The sequence below is a fragment of the Janthinobacterium sp. 1L-D-8-B-C4 genome, assembly GCF_057291295.1.
Window position 1 is genome coordinate 239,689 of sequence record NZ_JBXAVX010000003.1, and the last position, 14,114, is coordinate 253,802.

At 61.9% G+C, this 14,114-nt stretch carries 17 protein-coding genes; 13 read left to right on the top strand and 4 right to left on the bottom strand.

Translation table 11 applies throughout. The features are described 5' to 3' along the window. Positions 1-6: 6 nt before the first annotated feature. The 3 genes from AC0Z42_RS06940 to AC0Z42_RS06950 all read right to left on the bottom strand — a co-directional run bounded on the left by AC0Z42_RS06940 (position 7) and on the right by AC0Z42_RS06950 (position 3,246). Positions 7-1,365 carry an MFS transporter gene (locus AC0Z42_RS06940; RefSeq protein ID WP_485467507.1) on the bottom strand — a complete coding sequence of 453 codons (1,359 nt, stop codon included), beginning with the start codon at positions 1,363-1,365 and terminating at the stop codon, positions 7-9. Positions 1,366-1,678: 313 nt separating this feature from the next. Beyond that, on the bottom strand, positions 1,679-2,251 hold the full coding sequence (locus AC0Z42_RS06945) for a gamma-glutamylcyclotransferase (RefSeq protein WP_485467832.1): 573 nt from the start codon (positions 2,249-2,251) through the stop codon (positions 1,679-1,681). Positions 2,252-2,313: 62 nt separating this feature from the next. Then, positions 2,314-3,246, bottom strand: coding sequence for a LysR family transcriptional regulator (locus tag AC0Z42_RS06950; protein ID WP_485467508.1), 933 nt, complete (start codon positions 3,244-3,246; stop codon positions 2,314-2,316). A gap of 92 nt (positions 3,247-3,338) precedes the next feature. Between AC0Z42_RS06950 and AC0Z42_RS06955 the strand changes: the two genes are divergently transcribed. The 13 genes from AC0Z42_RS06955 to AC0Z42_RS07015 all read left to right on the top strand — a co-directional run bounded on the left by AC0Z42_RS06955 (position 3,339) and on the right by AC0Z42_RS07015 (position 13,687). After that, positions 3,339-4,361, top strand: a complete 1,023-nt coding sequence (locus tag AC0Z42_RS06955; protein ID WP_485467509.1) for a fumarylacetoacetate hydrolase family protein — start codon at positions 3,339-3,341, stop codon at positions 4,359-4,361. Further along, on the top strand, positions 4,361-5,008 hold the full coding sequence (gene maiA / locus AC0Z42_RS06960; RefSeq protein WP_485467510.1) for a maleylacetoacetate isomerase: 648 nt from the start codon (positions 4,361-4,363) through the stop codon (positions 5,006-5,008). The genes AC0Z42_RS06955 and maiA overlap by 1 nt, the downstream gene beginning before the upstream one ends. Before the next feature lie 283 nt (positions 5,009-5,291). Beyond that, the gene (gene ybiA / locus AC0Z42_RS06965; RefSeq protein WP_485467511.1) at positions 5,292-5,843 is read left to right on the top strand and encodes a riboflavin biosynthesis intermediates N-glycosidase; all 552 of its coding nucleotides are present in this window, start codon (positions 5,292-5,294) and stop codon (positions 5,841-5,843) included. Positions 5,844-6,043: 200 nt separating this feature from the next. Continuing rightward, positions 6,044-6,520, top strand: a complete 477-nt coding sequence (iscR, locus tag AC0Z42_RS06970; RefSeq protein WP_308925381.1) for a Fe-S cluster assembly transcriptional regulator IscR — start codon at positions 6,044-6,046, stop codon at positions 6,518-6,520. Between the two features lie 40 nt (positions 6,521-6,560). Then, positions 6,561-7,817 carry an IscS subfamily cysteine desulfurase gene (locus AC0Z42_RS06975; protein WP_485467512.1) on the top strand — a complete coding sequence of 419 codons (1,257 nt, stop codon included), beginning with the start codon at positions 6,561-6,563 and terminating at the stop codon, positions 7,815-7,817. Positions 7,818-7,988: 171 nt separating this feature from the next. Then, a complete protein-coding gene (iscU, locus tag AC0Z42_RS06980; protein WP_038493869.1) occupies positions 7,989-8,378 on the top strand; it encodes a Fe-S cluster assembly scaffold IscU in 390 nt (129 codons plus the stop codon). Between the two features lie 53 nt (positions 8,379-8,431). Further along, positions 8,432-8,752, top strand: a complete 321-nt coding sequence (gene iscA / locus AC0Z42_RS06985; RefSeq protein WP_485467513.1) for an iron-sulfur cluster assembly protein IscA — start codon at positions 8,432-8,434, stop codon at positions 8,750-8,752. 68 nt (positions 8,753-8,820) lie between these two features. After that, positions 8,821-9,336: a Fe-S protein assembly co-chaperone HscB gene (gene hscB / locus AC0Z42_RS06990; RefSeq protein ID WP_485467514.1), complete on the top strand. Its 516-nt coding sequence runs from the start codon at positions 8,821-8,823 to the stop codon at positions 9,334-9,336. 83 nt (positions 9,337-9,419) lie between these two features. Then, on the top strand, positions 9,420-11,300 hold the full coding sequence (gene hscA / locus AC0Z42_RS06995; RefSeq protein ID WP_485467515.1) for a Fe-S protein assembly chaperone HscA: 1,881 nt from the start codon (positions 9,420-9,422) through the stop codon (positions 11,298-11,300). 65 nt (positions 11,301-11,365) lie between these two features. Beyond that, positions 11,366-11,707 carry an ISC system 2Fe-2S type ferredoxin gene (gene fdx / locus AC0Z42_RS07000; RefSeq protein ID WP_034750070.1) on the top strand — a complete coding sequence of 114 codons (342 nt, stop codon included), beginning with the start codon at positions 11,366-11,368 and terminating at the stop codon, positions 11,705-11,707. Positions 11,708-11,720: 13 nt separating this feature from the next. Continuing rightward, positions 11,721-11,915 carry a Fe-S cluster assembly protein IscX gene (gene iscX / locus AC0Z42_RS07005; RefSeq protein WP_485467516.1) on the top strand — a complete coding sequence of 65 codons (195 nt, stop codon included), beginning with the start codon at positions 11,721-11,723 and terminating at the stop codon, positions 11,913-11,915. After that, a complete protein-coding gene (locus tag AC0Z42_RS07010; protein ID WP_485467517.1) occupies positions 11,902-12,834 on the top strand; it encodes a class I SAM-dependent methyltransferase in 933 nt (310 codons plus the stop codon). Before iscX ends, AC0Z42_RS07010 begins: the two co-directional genes overlap by 14 nt. A 94-nt stretch (positions 12,835-12,928) precedes the next feature. Continuing rightward, on the top strand, positions 12,929-13,687 hold the full coding sequence (locus tag AC0Z42_RS07015; protein WP_485467518.1) for an rRNA pseudouridine synthase: 759 nt from the start codon (positions 12,929-12,931) through the stop codon (positions 13,685-13,687). Here the strand turns inward: AC0Z42_RS07015 and AC0Z42_RS07020 are convergent. Beyond that, positions 13,684-14,106: a group III truncated hemoglobin gene (locus AC0Z42_RS07020; protein WP_485467519.1), complete on the bottom strand. Its 423-nt coding sequence runs from the start codon at positions 14,104-14,106 to the stop codon at positions 13,684-13,686. The two genes, AC0Z42_RS07015 and AC0Z42_RS07020, sit on opposite strands and share 4 nt — an antisense overlap. Positions 14,107-14,114: the final 8 nt, after the last annotated feature.

The following is a 14,114-nucleotide window of genomic DNA, read 5'->3' on the forward strand; positions in this document are numbered from 1 at the left end:
TTGAAATTATTTCGCGGCGGCCGGCTTGACCAGCGCTTCGGGCTTGACGCCGATCAGCAGGGTCACGGCGCCGAACAGCATCAGGGCGGCAAAGTAGTACTGGCCCATCGCCAGGCTGCCGGTGGTGGACGACAGCCAGCCCACCAGCATCGGGCTGAACACGCTGCCCAGGCCCGCAAAGGTGCTCAGGAGGGCGATGCCGCCGGCGGCCGCCTTGCCGCTCAGGAAGGACGATGGCAGGGTCCAGAATGGTCCCGTCAAACCCAGCGTACCGGCGGTGGCCAGGGTCAGCATCAGCAGCGACAGCGGCACGTTGCCCTGTACCGAAGGCAGGCTGGCCCAGCCGATGGCGGCGCAGAAGGCCGGGATGGCCACGTGCCAGCGGCGTTCGCCGGTGCGGTCGGAATGGCGGGCGTTCAGGTACTGCACGATCAGCGCGATCAGGAACGGAATCACGGACAAAATCCCGATGGTCATCACGTTGTCGATGCCGGACTTGCGGATGATGGTCGGCAGCCAGAAGAACACGCCGCCTGTGCTGACCAGCACCGCGATGCCCATGCCGGACAGCCAGTACAGTTTCGGATCGCGGATGGCGTCCATGTAGGAGTGTTCACCGCCGTTTTTCTTGACGCTGACGCTTTTTGCCAGGTCTTCCGTGATGATGTTTTTCTGCGCCGGCGTCAGCCATTTTGCCGAGGCAGGGCCGTCCTGCAGGTAGAAGTACGCCACCAGGCCGAGGGCACATGCCGGCAAGCCTTCGATGATGAACATCCACTGCCAGCCTTTCATGCCGGCCACGCCTTCGAAGGTGTGCATCAGCCAGCCGGACAGCGGGCCGCCAAGCATGCCGGCCAGCGGAATCGAGGCGGTAAACAGGGCGTTGAAGCGCGCGCGGCGGTTCAAGGGCACCCAGTAGGTGAGATACAGCAGCATGCCGGGGAACATGCCCGCTTCGGCCGCGCCCAGCAGGAAACGCATCACATAGAAATGGGTCGAGGTCTGCATGAAGGCCATGCCGGCCGAGAACACGCCCCACAGCAGCATGATGCGCAGCAGGGTCTGGCGCACGCCGTTCTTGTGCAGCACCATGTTGCTGGGGACTTCGAACAGGATATAGCCCACATAGAAAATGCCGGCGCCGATGCCGTAGATGGCGTCGTTGAAACCGAGGTCGGTGATGAAATGCAGTTTGGCGAAACCGATATTGGCGCGGTCGATAAAGGCCACGATATAGCACAACATCAGGAACGGCATGATGCGCCACAGGACCTTGCGGTAGACCGCATTGGCCTCCAGGTCGCGCGCGCTGGTATCGGAGACCGGCTGCGCGTGCGCGTTCCGGACTGTATCGGCTGTAGTCATTGGTATCTCCAGGGTCTGGTTTTTATTTTTATCATGATGGGGGCGGCCGTGAACAGAGGGTTCGATGGCACGCCGGCAAAAACGCTGAAAGTATTATAGGTCAGTTTTATGACCTTTATGCGGAAAATTTTTAGCGTGATGGTTTTTTGCACTTAGAGCCTATCCCAGTAGGGAGCGTCTTCTGCTTGCAGCTCATCGGGAGCGCGGACAAGGCGTGAGGAGGCCGCATGGCGAGCCATGCAACGACGATCAACGCAGTCCCCGCTTCTGATGGGCGCCAGCAGGGGGCGTATTCATCTACTGGGATAGACTCTCAGTCCGTTTGCGCCAGTTGCGCCAGATGCTGCTCGATCGCAAACACATGCGCATCAACCTTGCCCAGTTCGCGCAGCGCGCTGGCCAGGTGCAGCAGGTACTCGCTGTTCGGGCCGCTGGGGCCGCTGGACCTGGCGATCTGGCGCGCGATGTCCAGTTCCGGGGCGGCGCCGAGAAAGGCCGCGTTTTCCTCGTTGGCGATGTAGACCAGGCCTTCGGTGGCACCGCCATCGTCAAAGGTGATGGCCGTGGCCAGGCGCAGATAGCCGTTCTTTTCGCGGTGGTCCAGGTGGGCGAACACTTCCGGCGTGATCAGGTAGGCCATGCCGTCGCAGATGGCGCCGGCCTGCGGCACGATGGTCGCCACGCGGCCGGGCGCCAGCGGCGTGCCGCGGTGGTCGTGCGAGCCCTGCCAGAAGCGCCGGGTCCAGCCGGCGATGCTGGCCGGGCGCCGTTCGATAAACGGAAAATCGGCCTTGTAGATCAGCGAGCCATAGCCGAACAGCCAGACTTCGCGGTGGCCGTCGAAGTGCTTCATGCGCTGGTTGATGGCGATGGTGGCGGCGTCGATGTCCGACAGGTCGGTGATGGCAGGCTGGCTCATGGTGGTAGAGGCATGGGGATGATCCGCGATTATACGGGCGCCGCCCCCGCGCCGCTGCCGAGGTTCCATTCGTGCGTCTCGACGAACCTGAACAGAAAGGCCATGAAGCTTTCGGCCGCCGGCGACAGCGAGCGGCCGGTTTTGGTGTAGACGAAAAAGCGCCGCGTCAGTTCCGGTTCGTGCAGGGTGCGCATCTGCAGTTTATATAATTTCACCATCGGTTCCGCATAAGGCAAACAGGCCGTCACACCCAGGTTGGCGCTGACCATGGCCAGCGCGGTGGTCATGAAGGTCACTTCGTTATACGGGTTCAGCGACTGCTCGCGAAACGCGCCGTGCATGTCGCGCAGCAGCCGCTCGGTGAACTGGCCCTGCAGCGAAATGAACGGGTAGTCGCCGACGTCGGCCCAGGTGATTTTTTCCTTGTGCCGCAGCGGATGCTGTTCGGGAAACACCAGCACGAAAGGCATTTCGAACAGCACTTGCGCGGCGATTTCCGCCGTCGGATCGCGTTCGGGGCCGATGCCGAAATCGACTTCGCCGCTGAACACGCGGCCCGGTACATTCTCCACCGGGCAGTCGACCAGGCGCAACTGCACCTCCGGGTGCGCCTGGCGGTAGGCGGCGATTACTTCGGGCAGCAGGGTGCACGACATCATCTGCGGCGCGGCGATGCGCACCATGCCGGTCTTCAGGGCCTTGCGCTGGGCGATGCCGGCCATGGCGCCGTCGAGATCCTCGATCATCTTTTCAAACAGCGGATACAGTTCGCGGCCGATCTCGGACAATTGCGTCTTGCGCGTGCTGCGCTCGACCACGCGCACCCCCAAAATGTTTTCCAGTTCCTTGATCAGGCCGCTCAGGGCCGACTGGGTGACATGCAGGTATTCGGCGGCCAGGGTAAAGCTGCCGGTCTTGGCAAGGGCGACAAGGGCGCGCATCTGGCGCAGGCTGGGACTCATGAGGTAATCCGATAAATCAAACAATAAATATTGTTTGCATGATAGACCCAAGAAGATTCTAATGGTGAAAAACCTCGCACAAGGACACCACCATGAAACTCGCCACCCTCAAGAACGCCAGCCGCGACGGCGCGCTGATCCTCGTCAGCCGCGACCTGCGCCAGTACCTGCCGGTACCGGCCATCGCCGCCACCCTGCAAGCCGCGCTCGACGACTGGGATGCCATCGCGCCGCAACTGGAGCTGGCGTATGCAAGCCTGAACGCCGGCCAGGCGCCAGGCGCCCAGCCGTTCGACCAGGCCCTCTGCCATTCGCCGCTGCCGCGCGCCTACCAGTGGGCCGACGGCTCGGCCTATATCAACCACGTCGAGCTGGTGCGCAAGGCGCGCAACGCCGACGTTCCCGCGTCGTTCTACACCGATCCGCTGATGTACCAGGGCGGTTCGGACAGTTTCATCGGCCCGCGCGATCCCGTCTATGCCTTGTCGGAAGAGTGGGGCATCGACCTGGAGGCGGAAGTGGCGGTGATCACCGGTGATGTCGCCATGGGCGCCGGCGTGATTGAGGCGGCTGCGGCGATACGCTTGGTGATGCTGGTCAACGATGTCTCGCTGCGCAACCTGATTCCGGGCGAGCTGGCGAAAGGCTTCGGCTTCTTCCAGTCGAAGGCAGCCAGCGCATTTTCACCGGTTGCCGTCACGCCGGACGAATTGGGCGGCGACTGGCAGGGCAGCAAGCTGCACCTGCCGCTGCTGGTGGAACTGAACGGCCAGCCGTTCGGCAAACCGAATGCGGGCGAGGACATGACCTTCAGTTTTGCGCAACTGGTGGCGCATGCGGCAAAAACGCGCGAACTGGCCGCCGGCACCATTGTTGGCTCGGGTACGGTATCGAACAAGCAGGGCAATCTGTTCGGTTCCAGTATTCAGAACGGCGGCGTCGGCTACTGCTGCCTGGCCGAAGTGCGCATGTATGAAACCATCGAACACGGCGCGCCAAAAACGGGCTTCCTGAAATTTGGCGACACGGTCAAGATCGAGATGCGCGACGCTGCCGGCGCCAGCATCTTCGGCAGCATCGAGCAGGGCGTGGCCCACTACGGCGAAAAATCCTGATGAAGCTCTATACCTATTTCCGCAGCTCGGCCGCCTACCGCGTGCGAATCGCGCTCAATCTCAAGGGCCAGGACTACGAAGCGGTGCCGGTGCACCTGCTGCGCAGCGGCGGCGAGCAACTGGCCGACGCCTATCGCAAGGTCAACCCGTCGGCGCTGGTACCCACGCTGGAAGACGATAACGGCGTGGTGATCGGCCAGTCGCTGGCCATCCTCGAATACCTGGAAGAGACGCGTCCCAACCCGCCGCTGCTGCCTGGCGACGCGGCCGGGCGCGCCCACGTGCGTGCGCTGGCCTTGACCCTGGTGGCCGACACCCACCCTCTGGGCAACCTGCGCGTGCTTAAATATATCAAAGGGGAACTGGGGCAGAGCGAAGAAGCCAAGCTGGCCTGGCAGCAGCACTGGCTGCGCGAAGGACTAGTCACGTTCGACGCGATGCTGGCCCGCGCCGGCAACACGGGCCCATACTGCCATGGCGATACGCCGACCCTGGCCGACTGCTGCCTGGTGCCGCACCTGTTCAGCGCGCGGCGCTTCGAGGTCGACCTGGCGCCGTTTCCGGCGCTGGCGCGCATCGATGCGGCGTGCGCGCAGTTGCCTGCGTTCCAGCTGGCACATCCTTCGCGCCAGCCCGACGCGGAATAGTCAGGACCACTCGACACAATTGCGCCCGCCGTGCCTTGGACGTTACAGAAAGCGCGCCGCCAGGCGGTTTTCCGTGATGGGTGGGCCAGTTCGTCGGTCATGCCGCGCCGTGACACCGATCATGTTTATTTTGATAATTTGACAGCTTTATTTGTATTATTCCAGTCACTGTCAGGATTGAGCATTCTGCAAGGTTCACGCCGCCTTCAGTTACAATTTCGCTTTTATCCAGGGCGGCCACCAGCCCGCCAGCCGGGACTCGCCTGGCAGAAGTTCGAGGAATATGCATATCAATAACGTTGAAGAATTGAAGGCCTGGATCGCCGCCGGCGGCGTGCCCGATTACCTGTACTTCTGGGGGCATACGCCGGCCCAGGCGCAGCTGGCCGACAAGAGCTGCCTGAGCCAGTGGTTTCCGTCGCCGTTCAGCCTGGCCGGCGTGTGCTATGCCACGGCCGAGCATTACATGATGGCGCAAAAAGCCGCCCTGTTTGGCGATACGCAGGTGCAGGCGCGCATCGTGGCGGCCGAGCGGCCATCGGAAGTGAAAAAACTGGGCCGCGAAGTGGCCAACTTCGACGCCAGGGTATGGGAGGCGGCGCGCGCCGGCATTGTCTTTGACGGCAATTACGCCAAGTTCTCGCAAAAGCCGGCGCTGCGCAAGTTCTTGCTGGCCACCGGCGAGCGCATCATCGTTGAAGCCAGCCCGGTCGACCGTATCTGGGGCGTGGGCCTGGCGTCGGACAACGCCCGCATCGCCGACCCGGCCACCTGGGACGGCCTGAACCTGCTGGGATTCGCGCTGATGAAGGTGCGCGCCGTGCTGCGCGGCTAGGTCTGCTGTTACATACACACTGTGGTTTTCCTGCTTGCACCGCGCCTGGCGCGGCGGGCAGGACCTCGCCCACCTTCGGGAAATGGGGGCCTCTCTGACAAACCTGTGCGGATTTGCTATACTTGACTAATTCATTCAACTACTCAGGGTTTGAGTAGTTGAAAAGCCGCAATATTTTAACCGAGTTGAACCGAGGATGTATGCGTCTGACTACAAAAGGCCGTTTTGCCGTGACCGCGATGATCGATCTTGCCCTGCGCCAGGGCAAGGGACCGGTCACGCTGTCGGGCATCAGCCAGCGCCAGTCGATTTCCCTGTCCTACCTGGAACAGCTGTTTGGCAAGCTGCGCCGCCATGAGATCGTCGAATCGATCCGTGGCCCGGGTGGCGGCTACAGCCTGGCGCGCCGCGCCGACAAGGTGACGGTGGCCGACATTATCATCGCCGTCGACGAGCCGCTGGACGCTACCCAGTGCGGTGGCAAGGAGCACTGCCACGGCGCTGACGCGGCCACCGGCGCACGCTGCATGACGCACGAGCTGTGGTCCACCCTGAATGAAAAAATGGTCGATTATCTGGATTCTGTGTCGCTGCAGGACCTGGTTGACCAGCAGAGACAAAAGAACGCCGAACAAAGCGTGATGGTGATGCACCGTAATCACGCCACCCTCGGATAAGAATACCAAAATACTAGTTGCTGATCGCATGGAGTTATTGATGAACGCCCCAGAAAAAAACGCAGGCCAGGTGCACTTTGAAACGGCACCGCATTTCCCGATCTACATGGACTACTCGGCCACCACGCCGATCGATCCACGCGTGGCCGACAAGATGATTCCCTACCTGCGCGAGCAGTTCGGCAATCCGGCCTCGCGCAGCCACATGTATGGCTGGACCGCAGAAAAGGCCGTGGAAGAAGCGCGCGGCCATGTCGCCGCGCTGGTCAATGCCGACCCACGCGAAATCATCTGGACCTCGGGCGCCACGGAAAGCAACAACCTGGCGCTCAAGGGCGCGGCGCAGTTCTACAAAACCAAGGGCAAGCACATCATCACGGTGAAAACCGAGCACAAATCGGTACTCGACACGGTGCGCGAACTGGAACGCATCGGCTTCGAGGCGACCTATCTGGAACCGCAGGACAACGGCCTGATCACGGTCGAGCAGCTGGCCGCCGCCGTGCGTCCGGACACCATCCTGGTATCGGTCATGCTGGTCAACAATGAAATCGGCGTGATCCAGCCGATCGACGAGATCGGCGTGTTCTGCCGCTCGAAAGGCATCATCTTCCATTGCGACGCCGCGCAAGCGACCGGCAAGGTGGTGATCGACCTGCAAAAGACCAAGGTCGACCTGATGACCTTTACCGCGCACAAAACCTACGGCCCGAAAGGCGTGGGCGCGCTGTACGTCTGCCGCAAGCCGCGCGTGCGCCTGGAAGCACAGATGCACGGTGGCGGCCATGAGCGCGGCCTGCGTTCGGGCACCTTGCCGACCCACCAGATCGTCGGCATGGGCGAATCGTTCCGCATCGCCAAGGAAGAAATGGATGTCGAGATTGGCCGCATCAAGGCCTTGCGCGACCGCCTGGCCACCGGCCTGCAGGAAATCGAGGAAGTCTATATCAACGGCGACATGGATCACCGCGTGCCGCACAACCTGAACGTCAGCTTCAACTACGTCGAAGGCGAGTCGCTGATCATGGCGATCAAGGATATCGCCGTGTCGTCCGGTTCGGCCTGCACTTCGGCCAGCCTGGAGCCATCGTACGTGCTGCGCGCCCTAGGCCGCAGCGACGAGCTGGCGCACAGCTCGATCCGTTTCACCATCGGCCGTTTCTCGACCGAAGCCGACATCGACTTCGCCGTCAACCTGCTGAAATCGAAAGTGCACAAGCTGCGCGAACTGTCGCCGCTGTGGGACATGTTCAAGGATGGCATCGACATTAACTCCATCCAATGGGCAGCCCACTAAAAGTACCTGTTAAACCTACTGCGCGTCGCGATTTGCGGCCTGCGATGCTCACTGTGCTCAAGCACAGTTCCGCTTCTCGGCCACAACTCACTTCCGCTCGCTACGGTTTTCCAGGCACTTTACTAATCTGACCCCATTTGGGGCCGGCAAGAATATTTAAGGAGCATCAAAATGGCTTACTCGGACAAAGTACTCGATCATTACGAAAATCCACGCAACGTGGGCGCCTTTGACAAGGGTGATGAAACCATCGGCACCGGCATGGTGGGCGCGCCTGCTTGCGGCGACGTGATGAAGCTGCAGATCAAGGTCGGCGCCGATGGCCTGATCGAAGATGCGAAATTCAAGACCTATGGCTGCGGTTCGGCCATCGCTTCGAGCTCGCTGGTGACCGAATGGGTCAAGGGCAAGACGCTGGATCAGGCCCTGTCGATCAAGAACACCCAGATCGCCGAAGAACTGGCGCTGCCACCGGTGAAAATCCACTGCTCGATCCTGGCCGAAGACGCCATCAAGGCGGCGGTATTGGATTACAAGACCCGTCACCCAGCGGCAGCTTAATTACGTTGGCATCGCGCCCGCGCCGTCAAGGCCGGGCGCCTGCGGAGAGATACATGATTACACTGACCGAAAAAGCGGCAAAGCACATCAACCGTTATATCGAACGCCGCGGCAAGGGCATGGGCCTGCGTTTCGGCGTGCGCACCACCGGCTGCTCGGGCCTGGCCTACAAGCTTGAATATGTCGATGAAGTGGCGGACGAAGACAGCGTGTTCGAATCGCACGGCGTGAAAGTGTTCGTCGACCCGAAAAGCCTGCCGTACATCGACGGCACGGAACTCGATTTCGCGCGCGAAGGCCTGAACGAAGGCTTCAAGTTTCACAACCCGAACGAAAAAGACGCCTGCGGCTGCGGCGAGAGTTTCCGCATCTAAGAAGCAAGCATGATCCCCGGTCGGTGCGCTGTACTCATCGATTGAGGTACAGCGACCACCGACACACTATGCAAAACCACTTCGAATTATTCCAGTTGCCGCCGCAATTCGCGCTCGACCAGGCAGCGCTCGACAGCGCCTACCGCGATGTGCAGGGCAAGGTCCACCCGGACCGCTTCATCAACGCCAGCAGCGCCGAAAAGCGGGTGGCGATGCAATGGGCCACGCGCGCCAACGAAGCCTACCAGACCTTGAAAAGCCCGCAAAAACGCGCCCAATACCTGTGCGAATTGAACGGCGTCGACTTGCAGACGGAGTCGAACACAGCCATGCCTGTCAGTTTCCTGATGCAGCAGATGGAGTGGCGCGAAGAGCTGGGAGAAGCGCGTGCCGGCAAGGACGCCGATGCGCTTGACGCGCTCGACCGCCAGCTGCGCGGCGAACGCAAGACGCTGCTGGCGCAAGTAGGCGCCCAGCTCGATGCGGCCGACTACGTGAACGCCGCGCAAAGCGTGCGCGCGCTGATGTTCCTCGACAAATTCGGCGAAGAAGTCCGCTTCGCATTCGAGGCACTGGAAGCCTGAGCAGCGTGAGTTTTGCGCGCGCTTTATAATGCGCGCTACAGTATCTGCGGCACCACGCAAACTATCATCGAGGCACGAATACCATGGCACTTCTGCAAATTTCCGAACCAGGCATGTCGACCGCGCCGCACCAGCACCGCCTGGCCGTCGGCATCGACCTGGGCACCACCAATTCCCTGGTCGCCACCGTGCGCAACAGCATTCCCGAAGTGCTCAACGACGAAGACGGCCATGCGCTGCTGCCGTCGGTGGTGCGCTACCTGCCGAACGGCCACGCCAATATCGGCTACAAGGCCATGGCCGCGCAGACCACCGATCCGAAGAACACCATCGTCTCGGTCAAGCGCTTCATGGGCCGCGGCCTGGCCGACATCGCCTATGCGGAAAACCTGCCCTACGATTTCCAGGACACGCCTGGCATGGTGCAGCTGAAAACCGTGGCCGGCGTGAAAAGCCCGGTTGAAATCTCGGCGCAGATTCTGGCCACCCTGCGCCAGCGCGCAGAAGATTCGCTGGGTGACGACCTGGTCGGCGCCGTGATCACCGTGCCCGCGTATTTTGACGATGCCCAGCGCCAGGCCACCAAGGATGCGGCGCAGCTGGCCGGCATCAATGTGCTGCGCCTCTTGAGCGAGCCGACCGCGGCCGCCATCGCGTATGGCCTCGACAGCGCTTCCGAAGGCGTGTACGCCGTGTATGACCTCGGCGGCGGCACCTTCGATATCTCGATTCTGAAACTCTCCAAGGGCGTGTTCGAAGTGCTGTCTACCGGCGGCGATTCGGCCCTCGGCGGCGACGATTTCGACCGCCGCCTGTTCTGCTGGATCAGCGAGCAGGCCAAGCTGGCGCCGCTGTCCGACGAAGACACGGCGATCCTGATGGTCAAGGCGCGCGAGGTCAAGGAACTGCTGTCGACCAAGGCGGAAACCAGCATCGACGCGGTGCTGAACTCGGGCGAGGAAGTTCACCTGCGCATCAAGGCACAGGACTTTGCCGCCATGACGCAGCACCTGGTGGTCAAGACCATGAACGCCATCAAGAAGGCCTTGCGCGACGCGAACGTGGACGCAGACGATGTCGACGGCGTTGTGATGGTCGGCGGCGCCACGCGCATGCCGCACGTGCAGCGTGTTGTCAGCGAATTTTTCCATACTATCCCGCACGCCAATATCGACCCCGATAAAGTGGTGGCGCTGGGCGCGGCGATCCAGGCCAATTTGCTGGCCGGCAACCGCGCCGCCGGCGATGACTGGCTGCTGCTGGACGTGATCCCGCTGTCGCTGGGCATCGAGACCATGGGCGGCCTGGTGGAAAAAATCATCCCGCGCAATTCGACCATACCGTGCGCGCGGGCGCAGGAATTCACGACATTCAAGGATGGCCAGACGGCGCTGGCCGTGCATGTGCTGCAGGGCGAGCGCGAACTGGTCACCGATTGCCGTTCGCTGGCGCGTTTTGAATTGCGCGGCATTCCGCCGATGGTGGCGGGCGCCGCGCGCATCCGCATTACCTACCAGGTCGACGCGGACGGCTTGCTGTCGGTGTCGGCGCGCGAACTGCGCTCGGGCGTTGAAGCGTCGATCAGCGTCAAGCCGGCCTATGGCCTGGCCGACGACGAGATCGCGCGCATGCTGCAGGATTCCTACACCTCGGCTGATGTCGACATGGTGGCGCGCGCGCTGCGCGAAGAGCAGGTCGAAGCCGAGCGCATCGTGCTGGCCACCCAGTCGGCGCTCGATGAAGACGGCGGCCTGCTCGACTCGCTTGAACGCGCCACGGTCGACAGTTTGATCGCGCAGGTGCGCACGGCGATTGTGGACTCGCAAACCGGCGCCGTCGATCACCAAGTGCTGAAACGCGTGATCGAGGCATTGGCCGACGGCACCGAGGAATTTGCCGCGCGCCGCATGGATCGCAGCGTGCGCAGCGCGCTGACCGGAAAAACGCTCGACCAGGTCGCGTAACAACTATTGAACAGCGCGGCGGCAAGATGCGCCGCGCGCCGAATGACAGACTGAAAGAAGACACCATGCCACAAATCGTTATCCTGCCGCACGCCAAGCTTTGCCCTGACGGTGCCGTGATCGAAGCCCCTGCCGGCAAGTCCATCTGCGACATCCTGCTGGAAAACGATATCGACATCGAGCACGCCTGCGAAAAGTCGTGCGCCTGCACCACCTGCCATGTGCTGGTGCGCGAAGGGATCGAGTCGCTGAACGAAGCGACCGAACTGGAAGAAGACATGTTGGACAAGGCCTGGGGCCTGGAAGCGGTCTCGCGCCTGTCGTGCCAGTCCATCGTGGCCGAGGCCGATCTCGTCGTCGAGATCCCGAAATACACGATCAACCAGGTCAGCGAAGGCAGCCACTAATATGGCCACTTCGATGAGATGGTCCGACATCACGGCGATCGCCGAAGCGTTGTTCGACGCGCATCCCGATATCGATCCTTTGACCGTGCGTTTCACCGACCTGCATAACTGGGTCGTGAACCTGGACGGCTTCGACGACGACCACACGCGCGGCGGCGAAAAAGCCCTCGAAGCGATCCAGATGGCGTGGATCGATGAAGCGCGCTAAGGGCGCGGCACCCGCTGCCGCCAAGGGTGCTGACACGGCAGCCGCCGCGCCGAAAGACGTGATCACGGCCGCCAGCAACATGCCCGAAATCAAGGACGGCCAGTCGATCGCCTTGCTGCAGGAACTGCACATCCTCACGCGCGACGGCAAGATGAACCAGGACAGCCGCCGCAAGCTGAAACAGGTGTACCACCTGACGCAGTTCATCGAGCCGCTGCTGCGTGAAGTGCAGCTCGACCATCCGGGTGTTTCCCTGGTCGATCATGGCGCCGGCAAGTCGTATCTCGGCTTCATTTTGTACGACCTGTTCTTCAAGAACGGCAACGACGGCTCGCATATCTACGGCATCGAAACGCGCGAGGAACTGGTGCAGCGCTCGCAAGAGCTGGCCGCCAGATTCAAGTTCCCCGGCATGTCGTTCCTGCCGCTGTCGGTGGCCGAGTCGACCGAGTCGAGCCTGCTGCCCAAGCAGATCGATATCGTCACGGCGCTGCATGCCTGCAATACCGCCACCGATGACGCGATTCACTTCGCCTTGAAAAAGAAGGCGAAATTCATGGTGCTGGTGCCGTGCTGCCAGGCGGAAGTGGCATCCGTGCTGAAGAAGAACAAGGGCAAGACCCTGGGCAAGAACGTGCTGACGGAGTTGTGGCGCCATCCGCTGCATACGCGCGAATTCGGCAGCCAGATCACCAACGTGCTGCGCTGTCTGCAACTGGAAGCGCATGGCTACCAGGTCAGCGTGACCGAACTGGTGGGCTGGGAGCATTCGATGAAGAACGAGCTGATCATCGCCAGCTACAAGAACCTGCCGCGCCAGCGCCCCACCGAACGCCTGCAGGAAGTGCTGCAGACGCTGGGCCTTGAAGAAATGGGCCACCGTTTCTTTGCCGAGGAACTGGCCAGGGCCACGGCGTAACCCTGCCGAAAAGCCGGGGTCGGACCCTCAGGGTCCGACCCCGGTATTTAACGGGTCGATTACAATACCTGCTTTTCCTCCTTCCGCACCTCCCATGACCACACCACTCGATATGCCCACCGTCCGCCTGGCCAAGCGCCTGGCCGAAGACTTGCCCTGTTCGCGCCGCGAGGCCGAGCTGTATATCGAGGGCGGCTGGGTCACGGTCGATGGCGAACTGGTGGAAGAAGCCGGCGCGCGCGTGGCCGACAAGCAGGAAGTGGTGCTGTTGCCGAACGCCACGCTCGATGAAATGCCGCCCGTGACGATCCTGCTGCACAAGCCGGCCGGGATCAATGGCGGCGTCGGCAGCGACGGCAAGCCGGCCCTCAGCTGCCTGCATCCCGAAGAAATCTTCACGCCCGATAACGTTGCGCCCAGCTCGATCACGCGCTTTTTGAAACGCCATCTGATCGGTCTGACGGTGACGAATCCGCTGGAAACCATGGCCTCGGGCCTGCTGGTATTTACCCAGGATTTCCGCGTCGCCCGCAAACTGGTCGATGAAGCGAAAACGGTGGAGCAGGAATTCATCGTCGAAGTTTCCGGCCAGATTGCCGAGGGTGGCCTGGCGCTGCTCAATCACGGCCTGCCGTTCAATGGCAAGCCTTTGCCGCCGATGAAGGTCAGCTGGCAGAACGAAACAAGGCTGCGCTTTGCCCTCAAAAACGTGCAGCCGGGCCAGCTGGCCCATATGTGCCGCATGGTGGGCCTGGAAGTGGTGGGCATCAAGCGCCTGCGCATCGGCCGCATCTCGATGGGCGCCATGCCATCCGGTCAATGGCGTTACTTGCAGGGCTACGAACGCTTTTAAGCCGGCTGCTGCGGCAGATGGCTTTCCGCAAAGCTCTTCCATAGCCGCTCGGCGATGCGCAGGGCGATGGCGTCGGCCTTTTCCTGCAGCGCAGGATTGCCCATGCTTTCGGTGGTGGCAAAGAACAGTGTCAGCCAGCGGCGGAACATGCATGGCGTCAGGTTTTCCATCTGCGCATGCTGCGCCAGCGGCTTGCCATGGTAGCGCATGGTGCCGCGCAAGAGGCCTGACCAGAAGTCGACCAGGGTCGCCAGATGCTGGTCCCAATCCTGGACTTCACGGCCAAATACGGGGCCTAGCATGGCGTCTTCGCGGGCGGCCGCATAAAACGTGTGGACGAGTCGCGCGACTTCTTCTTCGGTGCAGATTTCCGTGCGCGATGTGAGGATATGAACGTGGGGTGGGGGAGCGGTTTTCATGGCATGCC